This window comes from Rudaea sp. 3F27F6 (assembly GCF_005503555.1).
In the GTDB taxonomy this organism is placed as follows: domain Bacteria; phylum Pseudomonadota; class Gammaproteobacteria; order Xanthomonadales; family Rhodanobacteraceae; genus Rudaea.
In genome coordinates this window covers 1,862,418-1,882,528 of the sequence record NZ_SCNG01000001.1, presented here as the reverse complement: position 1 = coordinate 1,882,528, position 20,111 = coordinate 1,862,418, and the positions used below count along the sequence as shown (strand labels likewise).

17 protein-coding genes and 1 pseudogene are annotated in these 20,111 nt (G+C 62.3%); 11 read left to right on the top strand and 7 right to left on the bottom strand.

Annotated features, from left to right (window positions below):
• The 6 genes and pseudogenes from FFS30_RS08015 to dnaA form a co-directional block, all read right to left on the bottom strand.
• Nucleotides 1-205, bottom strand: a pseudogene (locus FFS30_RS08015) (energy transducer TonB); the annotation flags it as partial.
• Nucleotides 206-501: 296 nt separating this feature from the next.
• Entirely contained in the window at nucleotides 502-1,692 is a 1,191-nt protein-coding gene (locus FFS30_RS08010) for a hypothetical protein (protein WP_137912520.1), read from the bottom strand.
• A gap of 115 nt (nucleotides 1,693-1,807) precedes the next feature.
• The gene (gene gyrB / locus FFS30_RS08005; RefSeq protein ID WP_137912519.1) at nucleotides 1,808-4,246 is read right to left on the bottom strand and encodes a DNA topoisomerase (ATP-hydrolyzing) subunit B; all 2,439 of its coding nucleotides are present in this window, start codon (nucleotides 4,244-4,246) and stop codon (nucleotides 1,808-1,810) included.
• 60 nt (nucleotides 4,247-4,306) lie between these two features.
• On the bottom strand, nucleotides 4,307-5,386 hold the full coding sequence (gene recF / locus FFS30_RS08000) for a DNA replication/repair protein RecF (RefSeq protein ID WP_137912518.1): 1,080 nt from the start codon (nucleotides 5,384-5,386) through the stop codon (nucleotides 4,307-4,309).
• 415 nt (nucleotides 5,387-5,801) lie between these two features.
• Nucleotides 5,802-6,902, bottom strand: a complete 1,101-nt coding sequence (gene dnaN / locus FFS30_RS07995) for a DNA polymerase III subunit beta (protein WP_137912517.1) — start codon at nucleotides 6,900-6,902, stop codon at nucleotides 5,802-5,804.
• A 220-nt stretch (nucleotides 6,903-7,122) separates the two neighbouring features.
• The gene (dnaA, locus tag FFS30_RS07990; protein ID WP_137912516.1) at nucleotides 7,123-8,469 is read right to left on the bottom strand and encodes a chromosomal replication initiator protein DnaA; all 1,347 of its coding nucleotides are present in this window, start codon (nucleotides 8,467-8,469) and stop codon (nucleotides 7,123-7,125) included.
• A gap of 157 nt (nucleotides 8,470-8,626) precedes the next feature.
• Between dnaA and rpmH the strand changes: the two genes are divergently transcribed.
• The 7 genes from rpmH (at nucleotide 8,627) to FFS30_RS07955 (ending at nucleotide 16,273) form a co-directional block, all read left to right on the top strand.
• Complete coding sequence (gene rpmH / locus FFS30_RS07985) at nucleotides 8,627-8,767, top strand: 50S ribosomal protein L34 (protein ID WP_018972158.1); 141 nt, start codon at nucleotides 8,627-8,629, stop codon at nucleotides 8,765-8,767.
• A 49-nt stretch (nucleotides 8,768-8,816) separates the two neighbouring features.
• On the top strand, nucleotides 8,817-9,266 hold the full coding sequence (rnpA, locus tag FFS30_RS07980; RefSeq protein ID WP_137912515.1) for a ribonuclease P protein component: 450 nt from the start codon (nucleotides 8,817-8,819) through the stop codon (nucleotides 9,264-9,266).
• 68 nt (nucleotides 9,267-9,334) lie between these two features.
• Entirely contained in the window at nucleotides 9,335-11,038 is a 1,704-nt protein-coding gene (yidC, locus tag FFS30_RS07975; protein WP_137912514.1) for a membrane protein insertase YidC, read from the top strand.
• A 1-nt stretch (nucleotide 11,039) separates the two neighbouring features.
• Entirely contained in the window at nucleotides 11,040-12,407 is a 1,368-nt protein-coding gene (mnmE, locus tag FFS30_RS07970; protein WP_137912513.1) for a tRNA uridine-5-carboxymethylaminomethyl(34) synthesis GTPase MnmE, read from the top strand.
• A 24-nt stretch (nucleotides 12,408-12,431) separates the two neighbouring features.
• Complete coding sequence (locus FFS30_RS07965) at nucleotides 12,432-13,178, top strand: SGNH/GDSL hydrolase family protein (protein ID WP_137912512.1); 747 nt, start codon at nucleotides 12,432-12,434, stop codon at nucleotides 13,176-13,178.
• A gap of 26 nt (nucleotides 13,179-13,204) precedes the next feature.
• Entirely contained in the window at nucleotides 13,205-13,897 is a 693-nt protein-coding gene (locus FFS30_RS07960; protein WP_137912511.1) for a glutathione binding-like protein, read from the top strand.
• A gap of 120 nt (nucleotides 13,898-14,017) precedes the next feature.
• Entirely contained in the window at nucleotides 14,018-16,273 is a 2,256-nt protein-coding gene (locus tag FFS30_RS07955; protein WP_171014472.1) for a S9 family peptidase, read from the top strand.
• 25 nt (nucleotides 16,274-16,298) lie between these two features.
• Here FFS30_RS07955 and FFS30_RS07950 read toward each other — a convergent pair whose 3' ends face one another.
• Complete coding sequence (locus FFS30_RS07950; protein ID WP_137912638.1) at nucleotides 16,299-17,237, bottom strand: aspartyl/asparaginyl beta-hydroxylase domain-containing protein; 939 nt, start codon at nucleotides 17,235-17,237, stop codon at nucleotides 16,299-16,301.
• A 191-nt stretch (nucleotides 17,238-17,428) separates the two neighbouring features.
• Here FFS30_RS07950 and FFS30_RS07945 point away from each other — a divergent pair, with 191 nt between their 5' ends.
• From FFS30_RS07945 to FFS30_RS07930, 4 genes are all read left to right on the top strand, one after another.
• Nucleotides 17,429-17,842: a VOC family protein gene (locus FFS30_RS07945; RefSeq protein WP_137912510.1), complete on the top strand. Its 414-nt coding sequence runs from the start codon at nucleotides 17,429-17,431 to the stop codon at nucleotides 17,840-17,842.
• Between the two features lie 30 nt (nucleotides 17,843-17,872).
• On the top strand, nucleotides 17,873-18,307 hold the full coding sequence (locus FFS30_RS07940; protein WP_137912509.1) for a YciI family protein: 435 nt from the start codon (nucleotides 17,873-17,875) through the stop codon (nucleotides 18,305-18,307).
• Between the two features lie 17 nt (nucleotides 18,308-18,324).
• Nucleotides 18,325-18,684, top strand: coding sequence for a YciI family protein (locus tag FFS30_RS07935; protein ID WP_137912508.1), 360 nt, complete (start codon nucleotides 18,325-18,327; stop codon nucleotides 18,682-18,684).
• 91 nt (nucleotides 18,685-18,775) lie between these two features.
• The gene (locus FFS30_RS07930; protein WP_137912507.1) at nucleotides 18,776-20,068 is read left to right on the top strand and encodes an RNA polymerase sigma factor; all 1,293 of its coding nucleotides are present in this window, start codon (nucleotides 18,776-18,778) and stop codon (nucleotides 20,066-20,068) included.
• Nucleotides 20,069-20,111 lie beyond the last annotated feature (43 nt).

The following is a 20,111-nucleotide window of genomic DNA, read 5'->3' as shown; positions in this document are numbered from 1 at the left end:
GCGGCGGCGGTGGCGGTGGCGGCGGCGGCGGCGGTTCGATGAACTCGACCTGCACCACGTTCTCTTTGGCGCGCTCCTTGGCCGTCGGCGGCTGCACGGGCGCCAGCAACATGAGGAAAAGGAAGCCATGGAGGGCAAGCGCACCGGCCCAGGCTATGGTGCGCCGCCAATTGAAACTCGTTTTGTCCGTTTCTGCTGATGACATCAGTGCCAACCAATTACGTAGGGAGCATCATCCCGGGCAACGGCGGAAACCGCCGTAGCCAACCCCAAAACTCAATCGCGCGAGTCGCTTAGCAAATTACAACAGCGCGGGCGGTGCGTACAAGCATTTTCACCGCCTCACTCAAGTATTCTGCCCCTGGTGCTGCAATCGCTCGCGGTCTTGCAGCATGCCAATTTCCGCATACTCATGCAAGCCGCGGCGCGTCAATTGCCGCGGCTGGTGCAAAAAGTATACTCGGATGAAAACGGGCCGATCGCGCGTCCCGCCTCTGGAAATCAGTTCTTCTTTTTCTGCGTCGGCGTCATCTTGACGTGACCGCCGACGTTGAGACGCTGCTCCGCGGACTTCTGCGATTCCGGATAGCCCTTGGCCTTCGTCCACGCTTCGCGCGCATGCGCGACGTCGTCGATCTGGTTGTAGGCGTCGCCGAGCATCAGATAGGCCTTGCCGGTCTCTTTGAGGCCGCCCTTCGTGATCGCCTGCTGCAACGCCTGGGTCGCATCCTTGGCGCGGTCGTTGTTGAGCAAGAGGCTGCCGCGGTAGTAGTCGACTTCGCCGGTCTTGGCCAGCGGCGACGCCTTCGCGAACGCATCGATCGCCTTGGCGTCGGCGTCCTTTTCCTGCGAGTAAGCGGCGCCGAGCGCACGATACAACTGATACAGAGTGTCGTTGCTTAGGCTGCCTTTGTTCTGGTCGAGCAGCGCCTGCGCCTTGTCGTACTGGCGGCCGTTGACGTAGATCTTGACTCCCTGCTCGACGAGCTTCGCATCGCCGGGCGTCTTGGCGAGCTGTTTCTCAATCAGTTCGCCGGCCTTGTCGTACTGGTCCAGATTCGCGTACGACGCCATCAGGATCTGATTCCAGTTGTCATTCGGCTTGTCGGTCATCGACTGCGCCTTGGTGATCGAATTGATCGCGTCCTGGTACTTGTCGAGGCGGTAGTAGTCATTGCCTTGCAGGGCGTAAGCCTCCGGCTTGCCGCCGTTGGTCGCCTTGAAGTATTCGTCGAGCGTGTTGAGCGAATCCTGGTATTTCTCGTCCTGCTGCTGCAGGTTGGCGATGTTGAGCAGCAAGGTGAATTGCTGATTGTTCGGCAGCGCGTCCATGTCGTAAGCGGCGCGCCAAGATTTGACCGCGCCGGCGTTGTCCTGCTTGTCGTAGGCGATCTGGCCCTGGCCCTGGGTCGCGAGAGCTTTCGCGTATTTGCCCGACTTGGAGTCGTCGATGATTTTCTGCAGCAGCGGCGCGGCTTCATCGGCCTTGTTGTCGTTGAGCAAATCGAGCGCCTTCTGCAGATCTTTCTGCACGCTCGCGGAATTCATGTCGTTCTTCGGATCCTTGCGCGTCGCGTTCGGATACAGCGGCGCTTCTTTTTCGCTCTTCTTGTCTGCCCAGGCGTTGCCCGCCAGCAGAGTGAAGGCGACAAAGATGCTAAAAAGTATACGTGTATAACTGCGACTGCTCATGGTTCCTCCCTCACGGCCGTTGTGGACGCCGGCGCTGCCGGCGTCGTGTTTTTGATCGGACTATTCTACGCACGAAAACGTTAACGTTTTGATGCGCCGCGATTGCGAATTATGTTTAGACGTCCAAGTTCGCGACGCGCAGCGCATTCTGCTCGATGAAGTTGCGGCGCGGGTCGACCACGTCGCCCATCAGGGTAGAGAAGATCTGATCTGCGGCGACGGCGTCCTCGATGCTGACCTGCAACAGGCGGCGCGATTCCGGATTCACGGTGGTCTCCCAAAGCTGTTCCGGATTCATTTCGCCGAGGCCCTTGAAGCGCTGGATCGTGCGGCCCTTCTTCGCTTCGTCGAGCAGCCACTGCTGTGCCTGGGCGAAGCTCGTGATCGGATGCGCGTGATTGCCGCGGCGGATTTCCGCACCGGGCTGGACGAGACCGGCAAGCTGCTGCGCGAGATCGCGCAGCGGCTTGAATTCGCCGCCGGCGAAGAACGCTGCCGGCAGCACTTGGGTCGCGACGAGACCGTGATGGCGGCGCTCGATCGTCAGCGCGGCCGGGTGCTCCGCCGTCGCCCCACGCACCTCAAGCCGATAGCCCGGGCGGCCGAGACCGCTTGAATTGACCTTCGCGCTGATCGCGCGCAGCCAGCTCTCGAGTGCACCCGCGTCGTTCCACTGTTCCGGCGTCGGCGGTGCGAGATCGAGCATCGCATTGAGCACGCTGGTATCGCAGCGCGTCGCCAGGCGCGCGATCTGATCCTGCGCAGCCTGGTAGTCGAGCATGAGCTTTTCCAGACCCGCGCCGGTGATCGGCGGCGTGCCCGGTGCGTAGTGCAGCTCGGCATTCTCGACCGCGTTGGTCACGAGATAGGCGTTGAGCGCGCTGTCGTCTTTCAAATACAGCTCGTTCTTGCCCTGCTTGAGCTTGTACAGCGGCGGCAGCCCGATGTAGATGTGACCGCGCTCGATCAGCACCGGCATCTGCCGATAGAAGAACGTCAGCAGCAAGGTGCGGATGTGCGAACCGTCGACGTCGGCGTCGGTCATCAGGATGATGCGGTGATAGCGCAGTTTGTCCGGATTGAACTCTTCCTTGCCGATGCCGGTGCCCAGCGCGGTAATCAGAGTGCCAACCTCGGCCGAAGACAGCATTTTGTCGAAGCGTGCCTTTTCGACGTTGAGAATTTTGCCTTTGAGCGGCAGCACCGCTTGAGTCTTGCGGTTGCGCCCCTGCTTCGCCGAACCACCGGCCGAGTCTCCCTCGACGATGAAGAGTTCGCACAACGCCGGATCTTTCTCCTGGCAATCAGCGAGCTTGCCGGGCAGTCCGGCGATGTCCAGTGCACCTTTGCGCCGCGTCATCTCGCGTGCCTTGCGCGCGGCTTCGCGCGCGCGTGCCGCGTCGACGACTTTTGCGCCGATCGCGCGCGCTTCTGCAGGGTTCTCCTGCAAAAACTCCTCTAACTTCTGATTTACGACGCCTTCAACGACACCCTTCACCTCGCTCGAAACTAACTTGTCCTTGGTTTGCGAGGAAAACTTCGGATCGGGCACCTTGACCGACAGCACGGCGATCAAACCCTCACGCATGTCGTCACCAGCAAGCCCGACCTTCGCGGTCTTTTGCAGGCCCGACGCCTCGATGTAATTCGAGATCGTGCGCGTCAGCGCGCCGCGGAAACCGGCCAGATGCGTGCCGCCGTCCTTCTGCGGGATGTTGTTGGTAAAGCAGAACACTGTTTCCTGATAAGCGTCGGTCCACTGCATCGCCACGTCGACCGTGGTGCCCTCGTGTTGCGCCGAAAAGTAGACGACCTTCTGGTGCAAGGGGGTTTTCAACTGAGCCAGATGCTCGACGAACGAGCGGATTCCGCCCTCGTATTCGAACACGTCGTGTTTGTCCGAACGCTCATCGAGCAATTCGATCTTGACGCCCGAGTTGAGGAAGGACAGCTCGCGCAGGCGCTTGGCGAGAATGTCGTAGTGGAATTCGGTGTTGGTGAAAATTTCCGGGCTCGGATGGAAGCGCACCGTCGTGCCGCGGCGCGTCGACGGGCCGACCTGCTTCAACGGATACAGCGGTTCGCCGAGGCGATATTCCTGCTCGTGCTCATAGCCTTCGCGATAGATCGTCAGGCGCAGATGGTCCGACAGCGCATTGACCACCGAGACGCCGACGCCATGCAGACCGCCCGAAACCTTGTACGAGTTGTCGTCGAACTTGCCGCCGGCGTGCAGCACGGTCATGACGACCTGAGCCGTCGATACGCCCTCTTCGGGGTGAATGCCGACTGGAATGCCGCGACCATTGTCGATCACGCTGACCGAGCCGTCGGTATGGATAGTGACGATCACATGGTCGCAGTAACCCGCGAGCGCTTCGTCGATCGAGTTGTCGACGACTTCGAACACCATGTGATGCAGTCCGGTGCCGTCGTCGGTGTCGCCGATGTACATGCCCGGACGCTTTCGCACCGCCTCGAGGCCTTTGAGAACCTTGATGTTGCGCGAATCGTATTGACCGCCGTTGGGCTGTTCTTCGGTGACTTCGGACATATTTTCGACCTGCAATGGCTCGATAGACGAGCAAGATTTAAAGCAATACCAAACAGCGAATTATACCACCTCGCGCATCCTGCCCTGTTCCACGTGGAACCGACGCTGCGGAGGAAACCGCTCCGTCAATGCAACCGGTATCTCCGTCCCCGTCAACAAAATCTGCGCACCGCTTGCCATCATCGCAGCCAGCGCGGCCTGCTGGTGAGCCTCGTCGAGTTCCGAGCACAAGTCGTCCAGCGCAATGATCGGCCAGTCGTGCCGCAGCGCCTGATAAACGCGAGCCTGCGCAAGCATGCAGGCAATCGCGCACAGCTTCTCCTGTCCACGCGATAGCTGTTCGTGCGTCGGCGCCGAAGCGAACGCAATGTTCCAATCGGCGCGATGCAAACCTCGTGAGGTATGGCCGAGCGCGCGGTCCCGGACTCGAATCTCGGCAAGAGCTTGCGCAAGAGAATGGCTGCGGTTCCAACCCGGACGGAACTTCAAGTCGGCCTGCCCAAGTTCGGGCAAGTACTCAGACAGCAGGGGAATTAGCTGCGCGCGCAAACGTTCGACATAGGCTTCGCGCGCCGCGGCCAACGGCTCGGCTGCCTCGCCTAGCTCGCTGTCCCAGATGGAAAGCTCATCCTCCGGGGCGTTCTGTTTAAGCAATGCGTTGCGCTGACGCAGCGCGCGGCGGTAGCGGCGCATGCGCATCGCAAAGTCGTGTTCCACGTGGAACACGCCCCAATCGAGAAACCCGCGCCGCCCTTCTGCAGGTCCCGAGATCAAAGCATGGCTTCCCGGTTCGAAGCAGACGACGGCGCAGATCGAAAACAATTCAGAAAGCGTCGCCGGCGCGTCCCCGTCGACGCGCGCGGTCCAGCGTCCGGACCGGCGCAATAGGCCCACCCGATGCGCAGCGCCTTGATGTTCCAGCTTCGCAAACAAAGCCAACTCGGCCGAACCACGCCGCTGAACATGATCCAATTGGTGCGTACGAAAACTCACTCCGCGCGAGAGCAAGTGCGCTCCTTCGAGCATGCTGGTCTTGCCCGCGCCATTGGGACCGACAAATAAGTTCAGCCCGGCGCTCAGTTCGATCTGCGCGTCTTCTATGTTGCGCAGGTTCTGAATTCGCAGCTCGGTCAGATACACGACAGTCTCGACGTTCCGTCGCTCGATTCCGACTTCCAATCGCTGGATTTGACGCAGCAAGCTAAGCGAGCTGAGTCTGCGCCTTCCGAATACCTAAAGGAGATTGCTCCGAATACAATGGGGTGAGCGGGCATATGTGAAGTCGATGTCATCGCAACTTCGACCCGTATGCCCTTGCCGCTGGAGGCTGCGGAAGGAAATTCAGACCGCCGACGTCGAAGCAGGTCTTCCCTGCGGTCGGCTGTCCCCGCTCCACGCGCGAGAGAGCGGGACGCGACAGAGGATTGCTTATGATCCCGCACGGCTGCGATGACGTTCCCTCTCGGGAAGTATCCGGCTGATCGAAGAAAGAAGGGAAAAGAATCAACGGCGCAGACCGGATTCAGGTCTGCGCCGTGCTGGCGAGCAATGCAGGTCAGAGACGCAGCGGCATAATCACGTGCCGCGCCTGCTCGCTGTCCGGGGCACGCAACAGGCAACTGGAGTTGCCGTCGCGCAGGCACATCAACACTTCCTCACCGCCGAGCGCGTTGAGCGCGTCGAGCAGATAATTGACGTTGAAACCGACGCCGAGTTCGGCCACACCGGTCTTGGCTTCGATTTCTTCGACCGCCTCTTCCTGCTCCGGGTTATGCGCAATGATGCGCAGCTTGTTCGGGCTGACTTCGAGCTTCACGCCCCGATACTTCTCGTTCGACAAAATCGCCGCGCGTTGCAAGGCGCCGCGCAGCGCCTCGCGGCTTACGCGCACTTCTTTGTCGGCGCCGATCGGCACGACGGCCTCGTAATCGGGGAAACGGCCATCGATCAGCTTCGATGTAAACGTCACCTCGCCGCGCTTGACGCGCAGGTGGGCACGGCCAAACTCGAGTTCGACCGCTCCGTCACCAATCTCGAATAGACCCTGCAGTTCCAACACGCCCTTGCGCGGGATAAGGATCTGTCGCTGCGCCGCAACGCCGGCCGAAAGATTCGTCTCAACAACGGCGAGACGATGTCCGTCGGTCGCCACACTGCGCAACGCGTGTTCGCGCAGATCAAGCAGCAAGCCGTTGAGGTAATAGCGTACGTCCTGTTGCGCCATCGCGAATGCGGTGCGATCCATCAGGCCCTTGAGCGTGGCCTCGGGCAGGCTGACGCGCTCGACGAGGTCGATATTCTCGATGACCGGGAATTCGCTCGCCGGCAGAGTCGCCAAAGTAAAACGGCTGCGGCCCGATTTGACCTCGACTCGGTCGCCGTTGAGCTTGAACTCGATCTTGCTGCCGTCCGGCAGTGCGCGGCAGATGTCGAACAACTTGCGCGCGGGAATCGTGATCTCGCCGGCTTCGATCTGATCGGCCTGCGTGGTTGCGGCCATCTCGACTTCGAGATCGGTGCCCGTGAAGCTCACCTGCTGTGGCGTGGCGACCACGAGAAGATTCGCCAGCACCGGCAGCGTCTGCCGCCGTTCGACTACGCCGACGACTTGCTGCAGTGGTTTGAGGAGCACTTCGCGCTGAATGGTAAACCGCATAGATCAAAGTCCTTCGGATTCGCTGCTTCTAGTCTTTTGAAAAGATATGAAAAGCGTAGTAGCTGTAGGTCCTGTGCGTAACCGGAAACAGCCTATTATTATCAATAAAATCAGATAGATAAAAATTTCCGTCGGTCGGGATATCTGCCCGTCCGCGTTGTGTTCTATCTGTGGATAAGTCCGGGCGTGAGCGCGCCGGAAAAACTATCCACAGAATATCCTATTCCGTAAGCACACGAAGCAATTTTTCCCAATCTTGCCGCAATTTTCCGTCGGTCGCACGCAGGTCGCGGATGGTTCGGCACGCGTGCATGACTGTGGTGTGATCGCGTCCGCCGAAGCCGCGTCCGATCTCGGGCAGACTGTGTTCGGTCAACTCTTTCGCCAGCGCCATGGCCAGCTGCCGCGGCCGCGCCAATGAACGGCTGCGATTCATCGACAGCAGGTCGGATAAGCGCAGTTGGTAGTAGTCGGCGACCGTCTTCTGAATGTTGGAGATCGTGATCGCCTGCGCGTGCACGGTAAGCAGATCGCGCAAGGTTTCGAGCGCGAACTCGGTGTTGATCTGCGCGCCGAGAAAATTCGCGCGCGCCACCAGCGTATTCAATGCGCCCTCGAGATCGCGCACGTTGGAGCGCATGCGCTTGGCCATGAGCTGTGCGACTTCGTCGGGCAGATCGACGCCCTTGGCTTGCGCCTTGGCGAGCACGATCGCCGCACGCGTTTCGAAGTCGGGCGGTTCGATTGCCACGCTGAGGCCCCAGCCGAGGCGCGACTTGAGGCGCGGCTCGAGATTGTCGACCTCCTTCGGATAGCGGTCGCAGGTCATGATGAGCTGTTGTTTGCTCTCGACCAACGCGTTGAAGGTGTGGAAGAACTCCTCCTGCGTCGTGTCCTTGCCGGCGAAGAATTGGATATCGTCGATCAGCAGCGCATCGACCGCACGGAAGCGGCGCTTGAAGTCGTCCATGCTCTTGGTGCGCAAGGCCTGGATCATTTCGCTGACGAACTGTTCCGAACGCAGGTACATCACCTTGGTCGCCGGATTGAGCGAGCGCATCAGATTGCCCGCTGCATGCATCAGGTGGGTCTTGCCGAGCCCCGTGCCACCGTAAAGCAGCAGCGGGTTGTACGCGCGGCCCGGGTTGTTCGCGACCTGGATCGCCGCGGCTTTGCCGAGCTGGTTCGACTTGCCTTCGACGAAGAGCTCGAAGGTGTAATGCGGATCGAGATTCGGCTCGAACGAATCCGCCTCGGTCGCAGACTTGGCAGCGCGGCCGTGGGCGCCGTTCGGCGCGGGCTTGCGCCCTCCGGGGACCGGCGCCTTGTTGAGCGTGCCGACGTCTAGGCGCAGCGGCACCGGGCCGCCGTTGAGATGTTGAAGCACGGCGGCGATACGCAACTGAAAGCGCTCGCGGACGACGTCGAGGGTATAGTGATTCGGCGCGAGGACGCGCAAACCGTCCTCGTCTTCGGTGGCTTGCAAAGGGGCGAGCCAAGTGTGCAGGTCTTCGACGCTGAGTTCGCCTTCGAGGCGTTCCAGGCAGCGACGCCAGAGATCGGTCATTAGGAAATATCCACGGATGGCGTTCGTGCGGCCTTCGCTCGAACGGCAGGCGAGTCTACGCTTGCCCGGCGACGACCGCCAAGCCCGGCACGCTTGACTCCGGTCCGGTTTGATCGCTAATATCCCGCCTCTTTTTCCCTGCATTTGTCTAAGTGTCATGGCCACGAAGCGCACTTTCCAACCCGGCAATCTCAAACACGCCCGCACCCACGGTTTTCGTGCGCGCATGAAAACTCGCGGCGGTCGCGCTGTGCTCAACGCGCGTCGCGCCAAGGGCCGCAAGCGTCTGATCCCGTAAACCGGCTCGGTCTCGGAACGCGTTTCCGCGTACTGAAGTCTCGCGTGCGATGAGCTCCTCATCGCCGGGTCTTGCCTTTCCTCGCGCCGCACGTCTTCTGCGGCCCGACGAATTCGCCGCGCTGCGCCGCTCCGGCAAGCGCATCTCCGTGCGGCATTTTCAATGCGAATTCCGGCTCAACGAGACGCCGACTGCGCGTCTCGGCATGGCCGTGTCTCGTCGTGTCTCCAAACTCGCCGTCGTACGCAACCGCGTGCGCCGGCAGATACGCGAAAGTTTCCGCCTTTGCCGCCGCGACCTGCCGTTCTGCGACGTGCTCGTGATCGCACGAGTCTCCGCCGCGGAACTCGATAACGCTCATTTGCGCCGCGAGCTCGACCAGCTTTGGCACAAATTGAAACAGATCGCAGGTGAAGCTGCCGCGACGGCGCGCGATCCCGCCGCGGCGCCGTTGTTGAACCCCGCCGAGGGTACCGGCACAATGCGCGACCGCGTTTGATCCGCTTGAACCTCCGCGTTCACGCCCTCACCGCTTGAACGCGCGCCATTCTTTACCTCGAGTCATCCATGTCCAGCACCCGTTCCTTCCTGCTGCTCGCCCTGCTTGCGGTCAGCTATTTTCTCTATCAGGCCTGGGAGCAGGACTACGGTCCGAAATCTGCCGCCCCCACGGCGGCGGCCGGCACGAACAGCTCGACACCGGCGACGGCGTCCGGCGCCAATGATGTACCCGCGGCTGCCGCTGCGGCTGCAACTTCCGCCACCGCGGCAGTGCCCACGGGCGATGTGGCGCAGAATCCGGCGGCGCAGACGATCACCATCACGACCGACGTACTACGCGTTGCGATCAGCACCGCCGGCGGCAGCGTCGTGCGTGCGGACCTGCTCGCCTATCCGATCGATCCCAAGGACAAAACCCAGCCGGTGCGCCTGCTCGAAGAAGGCAACCCGCACTACTTCGTCGCGCAGACCGGCCTGGTCAGCAACGGTGCGGCGGCGCCGAATCACAAGGCACTGTTCAATGCCGAGAAATCGAGCTACGAGCTTGCCGACGGCAGCGACAAGATCGAAGTGCCGCTGACCTGGACCGACGCTTCCGGCATCAGCGTGCGCAAGATCTACGTCTTCACACGCGGCAGCTATCTGGTCGAAACGCGCGAAGAAGTCACCAACGCGAGCGCCGCGCCGTGGGTCGGCAACGAATACCGACAGTTGCAGCGCACCGCCCCGCCGACCGTCAGCGGTGGTCTGTTCGCCGTGTACAACCCCGAGGCCTACGCCTTCGTCGGCGCGGCCTGGTATGCCCAGGGCAAGTTCAACAAGCTGCCGTTTGCCAAGTACGCGGAATCCCCGCTCAACAACACCGAAGTCAGCGGCGGCTGGATCGCCCTGCTCCAGCACTACTTCTTCGCCGCGTTCATCCCGGCGGCGGGTGAAGCCGATCAATACAGCACGACGACGATCACGACCGACGGTGCGCCGCGCTACATGATCCGCGCGATGTCGTCCGCGCAGACGGTCGCGCCGAATGCGACCGGCACTTTCGCGACACGTCTTTATATGGGTCCCAAGCTGCAGAGCGATCTCGCCAATGTTGCTCCAGGCCTCGACCTCACCGCCGACTACGGCATCCTGACTTTTATCGCGCAACCGATGCACTGGGTGCTCGTGCAGTTGCACAAGCTCACCGGCAACTGGGGTGTGGCGATCATCCTGCTCGTGCTGCTGATCAAACTGCTGCTGTACAAGCCGAGTGAAGCGCAGTACCGCTCGATGGCGAAGATGAAGCAGTTCCAGCCGCGTCTCGAAGCGCTCAAGGAGCGCTACGGCGACGACAAGCAGAAGCTCAACACGGCGATGATGGAGCTGTATAAGAAGGAAAAGATCAATCCGCTCGGCGGCTGCCTGCCGATCCTGATCCAGATGCCGATCTTCTTCGCCCTGCTCTGGGTGCTGCAGGAGAGCGTCGAGCTGCGCCAGGCGCCGTTCTTCGGCTGGATCCAGAATCTGTCCGCGCCCGATCCCCTGTTCATCCTGCCGATCTTGAACGGCGTGGCGATGCTCGCGACCCAGTGGATTTCGCCGATGTCGCCGAACATGGACCCGATGCAGCAGCGCATGATGAAGTTCATGCCGCTGATCTTCGCCGTGATGTTTGCGTTCGCGCCCGCCGGCCTGACCCTGTACTGGACCGTCAACGGCTGGCTGTCGCTGCTGCAGCAGTGGATCATCACCAAGCGCATCGGCGCCGCGGTGCCGGCCAAGGCGTAAAATGGCGCGCGGCCGGATCGCGCCGGAGGCGTCCGCCGAGACCATAGCGGCGGTCGCGACCGCCGCGGGCGCGGGCGGCATCGGCGTCGTCCGCATTTCGGGTCCGCTCTGCAAGCAAATCGCGCAGGCGGTGACCGGGAAAAAGCCGCAGGCGCGCAAAGTACACTTTTCCAGTTTTCTCGACGCACAAGGCGCCGTGCTGGACCGTGGTCTCGTTCTCTACTTCGCCGCGCCGCACTCCTACACGGGCGAAGATGTACTTGAACTGCAGGCGCACGGCAGCCCTGTCGTACTCGATCTGATCTTGCGCCGCGCGCTCGCGCTCGGCGCACGCCTCGCCCGGCCCGGTGAATTTTCCGAACGCGCCTACCTCAACGGCAAGCTCGACCTGGCCCAGGCCGAGGCGGTCGCCGACCTGATCACAAGCGGTTCGGAATCGGCTGCGCGTGCGGCAATGCGCAGCCTTGAAGGCGATTTCTCGCGTGCGGTGCAGGAACTCTTCGCTGCGCTCGTGCGCCTGCGCGCCTGGCTCGAAGCGGCGCTCGATTTTCCCGAGGAAGAAATCGATTTTCTCTCGGCACCGCAGCTGCGTGACCAGCTCGCCGCGCTGCAGGCAGGAACCGCGGAACTGTTGCAAGGTGCGCGCCGCGGCGTCGTGTTGCGCGACGGTCTGCACGTCGTCATCGTCGGCCGGCCGAACGCGGGCAAGTCGAGTCTGCTCAATGCACTCGCGCGCAGCGAACGCGCCATCGTCACGCCGATCGCCGGCACGACACGCGACGTGCTGCGCGAAAGCGTCGATCTCGACGGGATCGGCCTGACCCTCGTCGATACGGCAGGCCTGCGCGAATCGCAAGACGTGGTCGAGGCCGAAGGCATTCGCCGCGCTCGCGCAGAACTGACGCGCGCCGACGTCGCCGTCCTCGTCACCGACGACGAACATGCCGAGACCGATCGCGGTCTGCTGAGCGAATGCAGCACCACGGCTATGCGTCTCATCGTGCACAACAAGATCGATCTGCATGGAAAGCAGCCCACACGGGAACGGCGTGACGGCGAAGTGCACGTCGCTCTATCCGCGCAGACAGGCGCCGGTCTCGACCTGCTGCGCGCCGAGTTGGCCTCGCTGGCCGGACGCGGCGACGGCACGCACGGCGCATTCAGCGCGCGCCGCCGCCACGTCGATGCACTCGAACGCGTTGCCGAACATCTGCAGCACGCCGAAACGCATCTGCGCATCGCGCGTGCCGGCGAACTCGCCGCCGAGGAATTGCGGCAGGCGCAGCATGCTCTCGGCGAAATTACCGGCGAATATTCGAGCGACGATTTGCTCGGCGCCATCTTCTCGACATTCTGCATCGGCAAGTAGTCAGCGAAAAAATCGGAGGCCGTGATGAAAAAATATACTTTTCCGCTCCTGCTTCTGCTCCACGCCGGGTTCGCTTTCGCGCAGAACCCGACGCAAGGCACTAACCTGCAGGCCCTCGCCGGCCGAATCGACGCAGGCGAAAAGCGTCTTGCCGACTGGCCGGAATTCATGCGCTATCGCGACGACAATGCGCGTCTCGCCGTGCCCGCATCCGGTGAGACGCGCGTGGTCTTCTTCGGCGATTCGATCACCGACGGCTGGGGGCGCGGTGCCGGCGAATTTTTCCCGGGCAAGCCTTACCTCAACCGCGGCATCAGCGGCCAGACCACGCCGCAGATGCTGGTACGCTTCCGCGCCGACGTGATCTCGCTCAAGCCGAGTGCCGTCGTCATTCTTGCCGGCACGAACGATATCGCCGGCAATACCGGTCCGAGTTCGCTCGAAATGATCGAAGACAACCTGGCTTCGATGGCCGAACTGGCGCGCGCCAACGGCATCAAGGTCGTGCTTGCCTCGGTTCTGCCTGCGTCGGCTTATCCGTGGCGCGCAGGCGTGCGGCCGGCGAATACGATCCGCGAATTGAACGCTTGGATCAAAGCCTATTGTGCGCGCGAGAAACTGATTTATCTCGATTACTACGCCGCCATGGCCGATGGCCAGGGTGGCCTGCGCGGCGCGCTGAGCGGCGACGGTGTGCATCCAAACACGGTCGGCTACGCTGTGATGGCGCCGCTCGCGCAGCGTGCGATCGAGCAGGCGCTGGCACACTAAATTTCTCTGACGACGGAGTTTCGCTCATGATCGAACTGTTCTACTGGCCGACGCCAAACGGGCGCAAAATCCCGCTGTTCCTCGAAGAGGCCGGCGTCGACTACCGAGTCACGCGCATCGACATCGGCAAGGGCGACCAATTCAAGCCGGACTACCTCAAGATCGCCCCGAACAACCGCATGCCGGCGATCATCGACCACGCACCGGCCGACGGTGGCGCGCCGATCAGCGTGTTCGAGTCGGGTGCGATCCTGCAATATCTCGCCGAAAAGATCGGGAAGTTTCTCCCCGCCGACGTGCGCGGCCGCACCGAATGTATGGAATGGCTGTTTTGGCAGATGGCGGGGCTCGGTCCGATGACCGGTCAGTACGGGCACTTCCACGTCTACGCGCCGGAGCAGATTCCTTATGCGAAGGAGCGCTACGCGCGCGAGGTCGGCCGCCTGCTCGGCGTGCTCGATCGCCGCCTGGTCGGACGAAAGTATATTTGTGGAGACGAGTACACGATCGCCGATATGGCCTGCTGGCCGTGGATCGACGCGTACCAGAAGGCGCCGTTCGACCTGACGCCCTACGCCGAAGTGCGCCGCTGGCGTGCGTCTGTCGCCGCGCGTCCCGCAACGGTGCGTGCCGAGGTGGTGGGCGAGCTTCGCGAAAAAAACACGACCATGTCCGATGAGGAACGCAAGATCCTGTTCGGCCAGGGTGGCAAAGCATAAGAACCATGGGCTACGAATGGCACTGGTAAAAGCGCATGGAGCAAGAGCAAGGTTTGTTCTTGCGCCGTATCCGTTTTTATCTGCGCATTCCGTGGCAAAAAATCTGTTGGGGAGACCATGATGCAAGGCTGGATTTTGGGATTGATGATGCTGGCAGCGATGAACACGGCGCAAGGCAAGGAACTGACCATCGAGCGCATTTTCGACGGCGCAAGCCTGTCCGGGCCAACGCCGGTCAAGCTCAGGACGTCGCCCGATGGCTCGCGCGTGACCTTCTTGCGCCCGAAGCAGGAAGACCAGAACGCATTCGATCTCTGGGAATACAACCTCAACTCGAAACAGACGCGCATGCTGGTCGACTCGAAGATCGTCGAGCCGAAGCCGGCCGAGTTGTCCGACGCGGAGAAGGCGCGGCGTGAACGCGCGCGCATCGCCGGGCGCCGCGGCATCGTCGATTACCAATGGTCGCCCGATGGAAAAAAATTGCTTTTTCCATTAGGCGGAAAATTATACTTGTACGATCTCGCCGCACGAGGCGACAAAGCCGTGCGCTTGATCGACACGAGCGGCGAGGCGATCGATCCGAAAATTTCGCCGCTCGGCCGCTACGTCGCCTATGTGCATCAGCAGAATCTTTGGGCCATCGACCTGCGCGACGGCAAAGCCAGGCAGCTAACTCGTGACGGCGGCGGTACCGTGCACAACGGCGAAGCCGAGTTCGTCGCCCAGGAAGAAATGAGCCGCTACACCGGTTACTGGTGGGCGCCCGACGACAGCGCGATCGCGTTCGAGCGTTATGACGAAGCGAAGGTGCCGATCGTCAAACGCACCGAAGTCTATGCCGACCGCACCGACACGATCGAACAGCGCTATCCGGCGGCGGGCAAGAACAACGTGGAAGTGAAACTCGGCCTGGTCGCGCCCGACGGCGGCGAGCCGCGTTTCGTCGATCTTCGCGCCGCGGAATTGAATGAATCGACCGACATCTATCTCACCCGCGTCGATTGGCTGCCCGACGGCAAGCGTCTCAGCTACCAGCTGATGCAGCGCAGCCAGCAGCGCCTCGATGTCAATCTCGTCGAGGCGAAAACCCTCGCGCAGCGCACCTTGCTGACCGAAGAAGCGAACACCTGGATCGACCTCAACGACGATCTGCGTTTCCTCAAGTCGCAGGACACCTTCGTTTGGGCCAGTTCGCGCAGCGGCTCGAAGCATCTGTATCTGTACGGCCTCGACGGCAAGCTGAAAAACGCGGTCACGGCCGGCGATTGGAACATCGACAGTCTGCTCGGTGTCGACGAAAAGCTCGGCCTCGTTTACGTCGAGTCCAACCGCGACTTCGTTCCCGACCGCCAGGTCTATGCGCTCAGGCTCGACGGCACGACCGCGGACGCGCCGCGCCGGATCAGCAAGGGCGACGGCCAGCATCACGCCGAATTCACCAAGAACGCCGAGTACTACATCGACACCTTCTCCGACCCGGCGACACCGCCGCAGGTCAGTCTGCGCAAGGCGGTCGACGGCAGCCTCGTCGCCTGGATCGAGCAGAACGCACTCGACGACAAGCATCCCTACTGGCCGTATCGCGACGCGCATATAGTGCCCGAGTTCGGCAAGATCAAATCGGCCGACGGTCAGGACTTGTACTACCGCGTCTACAAACCGCGTGGTTTCGATCCGGCCAAGCGTTATCCGGTGTTCGATTTCTACTATGGCGGCCCGCATTCGCAAATGGTCGCGCGCGGCTGGATCGACTACTTCTGCGAATACATGGCCCAGCGCGGCTATGTCGTGTTCACTCTCGACAACCGCGGCATGGCGCGGCGTAGCCGCGCGTTCACCGACGCGATCTATCGCCAGCTCGGCAAGGTCGAAGTCGAGGATCAGGTCGCCGGAATCCGCTGGCTGAAATTGCAGACCTTCGTCGATCCTGCGCGCATAGGCGTGTTCGGCTGGAGCTACGGCGGCTATATGACGACGATGATGCTGGCCAAGGCGTCGAAAGACGTCGCCGCCGGCGTCGCCGTCGCTCCGGTCACCGACTGGAGCCTGTACGACACGTTCTATACCGAGCGCTATCTCGGCACACCGCAGAACAACGCCGAGGGCTACAAACTGTCGGGCACGCTCAACTGGCTCGACGGCATGACCTCACCGCTGCTGCTCGTGCACGGCATGGCCGACGACAATGTGCTGTTCACCAACTCGACCGCGCTGATGGCCGCGCTACAGGACCGCGGCGTGCAGTTCGACTTGATGACCTACCCCGGCGGCAAGCACGGCCTGTCGACGCCGGCGATGAAGAAGCACGTGTATCACCTGATCGCGGATTACTTCGATGCGAAGGTGAAGCGTGCAGGCTCGCACGTGCCCTGACGGTTCTTCGTTCCTCTGCGACGAGTCAAAACAACGGCCACGGCGCAGCGAACAGCAGCCATAGCGCAAGCAGTATCGCGGGATATTTGATCACGCGATACAACCGCGGATGGCGCTTGCGGAACGTCACGCCGCGCTGGTTCTGGCCGCGCATGCGCGCATAGAGGCGATTGACGAGGCCGGTCTTCTCGGTCGCCGTGTCGTTCGGCGAGGCGGTGATCGCGCCCATGAAAGCGCCGACACGCCGGTTGATCGCTTCCATCCAGCGCGCGCGCAAGGGCCGCTCGACGTCGGCGAACAGGATCACGCGCGTTACGTCGCTGTTGTTCTCGGCCCAGTGCACGAAGGTCTCGTCGAACACGATGTCGCCGCCGTCGCTCCAGGCGTATTCTTCGCCATCGACGAAGATGCGGCAGTTGTTCGCGTTCGGCGTCACCAGGCCGAGGTGGTAGCGCAGCGAGCCGGCGAACGGATCGCGGTGCGGCGTCAGCCGGCTGCCTGGCGGCAGCAGCGCGAACATCGCCGCCTTGACCTGCGGGATTTCGCGCAGCAGGGCCACGGTTTGCGGGCAAAGCGCCTGCGCGGTCGCGAGTGGCTCGCCATACCACTTCAGATAGAACCGCTTCCAACCCTGCTTGAAGAAGCTGTCGAAGGAAAGATCGTTGCGCTGCTCGGCCGCGCGGATGTGACCTTCGTCGAAAAGTTGCACGGCTTCGGCGCGGATGGTCTGCCAGTGCGCGCGCAGCGGATCAAGATGCGGAAAACCGGCACGGTCGAGGATCGGTTTCGCCGGCACCCGCGAGAACGCGTACATCAACAGGTTGTACGGCGCGAACAGGGCCGAGTGGTCGGCGAGCTGGCGGTCGAAACGCAGGCGTATGCGCCCGCGCAGGTGCACGAGCAGCACGCAGAGCACGAAAAAAGCGAATAGGCCGAAGAAAACCAGGCGTAGCGTCAACAGCATCACGGTCCAGCCAAAACGTGCGGCGGGAATGGCCGCTTACCGCACCATTCTACTGCGCCGCAAGAAAACCGGCCCCGAAGCCCTGCGCAAAATATTTTTCTCCGGCGTGTCGATTCGCCGGATCGTGGTACGTCGTATCGGCAAGAGACCGGCAGCGGGAACGGTTTCGCAAGTCAACAAGGAGAGCTCGAATGTCCGTACATCCCTATCTGTTTTTCGAAGGCCGTGCCGAAGAGGCCATCGAGTACTACAAGAAGACGCTCGGCGCGGTGGTCGAATCGATCGTGCGCATCGGCGATTCGCCCGAGCCGAGCCAGCATGTTCCGCCCGGCAACGAGGACAAGTTATTGCACGCGAGTTTTCTCATCGGCAACAGCACGGTCGGCGCATCGGACGGCTTCTGCTCGGGCCAACCGAAATTCGAAGGCATGCGCCTCGTGCTGACCTGCGCGGAGAAAGCCGAAGCCGAGCAGAAGTTCGCCGCGTTGGCCGACGGCGGCCAGGTGCACCAGCCCATGATCGCGACGTTCTTCTCGCCGGCGTTTGGCATGCTTGCCGACAAATTCGGCGTGCCGTGGATGATCTATTCCATCGAAAACAAATAAGCCGTCGTCCGAATCCCGAGGAGAACCGTCATGCGTTTTGCCGTGCTGGTCCGCGCGACCCGAGAATCCGAAGCGGGCGTGATGCCCGATGAAAAACTGCTGGCCGACATGGGCCGCTACAACGAAGAACTGGTCAAGGCCGGCATCATGCTCGCCGGCGAAGGCCTGCAGCCGAGCGCGAAAGGCGCGCGCGTGCGTTTCAAGGACGCCTCGCGCACCGTGTCCGACGGACCATTCGCCGAGACCAAGGAACTGATCGCCGGTTTCTGGATCTGGCAGGTCAAGTCGCTCGAAGAGGCGATCGAATGGGTCAAGCGCTGCCCGAATTCGTTCAATGGCGTCGAGTCGGAAATCGAAATCCGCCAGATCTTCGAGGCCGAGGACTTCGGCGCCGAATTCACCCCCGAACTGCGCGAGCAGGAAGAGCGCCTGCGCGCGGACATCCAACAACGCAAACCGAACTGATCCCCAGGAGAACAGTCATGAAATATTTCAGCATCTTCATCCCCGACGCAAAAACCGGCCTGGTTGGCCCGCCGGCCGGCAAGCAGAAAGAAGACATGGACCGCTTCGTCGGCGAGGCGCTCGCCCGCGGCGAGTTCCTCAGCGGCGGCGGGTTCCTCTGTCTCAAGGAACACGGCGCCGTCGTGCGCCGCAGCAATGGCGAATCGCGCGTGATCGACGGACCCTACGTCGAAACGAAGGAATTGATCGGCGGCTTCGCCATGCTGCAGTACGACTCGCGCGAGGCGGCGATCGACGGCGCCAAGCGCTTTATGGAAGTGGCGGGCGACGGCGAGTGCCTGACCTACGCGATCGCCGAAGGCCACGACGACTGCTGAGGTTGCGCACGACGCGCAGGGGCGGCTTTAGCAGGCACCGCGACGAACGGCCCTTGCCTTCGGCAACGACTTGATGTTCTGATCCGTCGCCATGATGGCGACGGACAACCTCACCCGCACGCGGCGCACGATTGACGCGGTCTGGCGCATGGAATCGGCGAAACTGATCGCCGTGCTTGCGCGCATGCTCGGCGACGTCGGGCTGGCCGAAGAGATGGCGCAGGACTCGCTCGTCACCGCGCTCGAGCAGTGGCCGGAGAAAGGCATACCGGACAATCCGGGGGCATGGCTTATGGCGACGGCGAAACATCGCGCGATCGACCGGCTGCGGCACGGCAAGCTGGCCGAGGAAAAGCATGCGGAAATCGCGCGCGAACTCGACGAGCAGCAGGAGGCACGCGCGGACGACTTCATCGCGGCGCTAGATGACGACGTCGGCGACGATATGTTGCGGCTCATGTTCACAGCCTGCCATCCGGTGCTCTCGCCCGATGCGCGCGTGGCCCTGACCTTGCGTCTGCTCGGCGGCCTCACCACCGACGAGATCGCGCGTGCTTTTCTCGTGCCCGAACCGACCATCGCGCAGCGCATCGTGCGTGCGAAGCGCACGCTGACCGAAGCGAACGTGCCGTTCGAGCTGCCGCGCGGCGAGGACCGTGCGGCGCGCCTCGCTTCGGTGCTCGACGTGATCTACCTCGTCTTCAACGAAGGCTACGCCGCGACCGCGGGCGAGGACTGGATGCGCCCGGCATTGTGCGAGGAAGCGCTGCGGCTCGGGCGCATCCTCGCCGAACTCGCGCCCGGTGAGGCCGAAGTGCACGGTCTCGTCGCGCTGATGGAAATCCAGGCTTCGCGCCTGCATGCGCGCACCGATAAGAATGGCGCGCCGATCCTCCTGCTCGAACAGAATCGCGCGCACTGGGACTGGCTGCTGATCCAGCGCGGCCTCGACGCACTCGAACGTGCGGAAAAACTCGGCGTGGACCGCGGCGGTTATCAATTGCAGGCGGCGATCGCGGCCTGCCATGCGCGCGCGCGCCGTGCGGAAGACACCGACTGGGCGCGCATCGCGGCGCTTTATGCGCAACTCGGGCAGGTTTCGCCGTCGCCGATCGTCGATCTCAACGGTGCGGTCGCCGTCGCGATGGCGTTCGGCCCGCAGCGCGGGCTCGACCTGATCGACCGGATCAAAGACGAGACGGCGCTGCGCAACTACCACCTGCTGCCGGCCGTACGCGGCGACCTGCTGGAAAAACTCGGGCGGTTCGACGAAGCGCGCGCCGAATTCGAACGTGCCGCCGCGCTGACGCGTAATGCGCGTGAGCAGCGCTTGATGCTCGATCGTGCGGGAAAATGCGATGCGTCGTCGGTACGGGTGCACTGATGCGACGGTTTCGAATCGCCGGCTTGAGCGGCGCTCGTCGTTG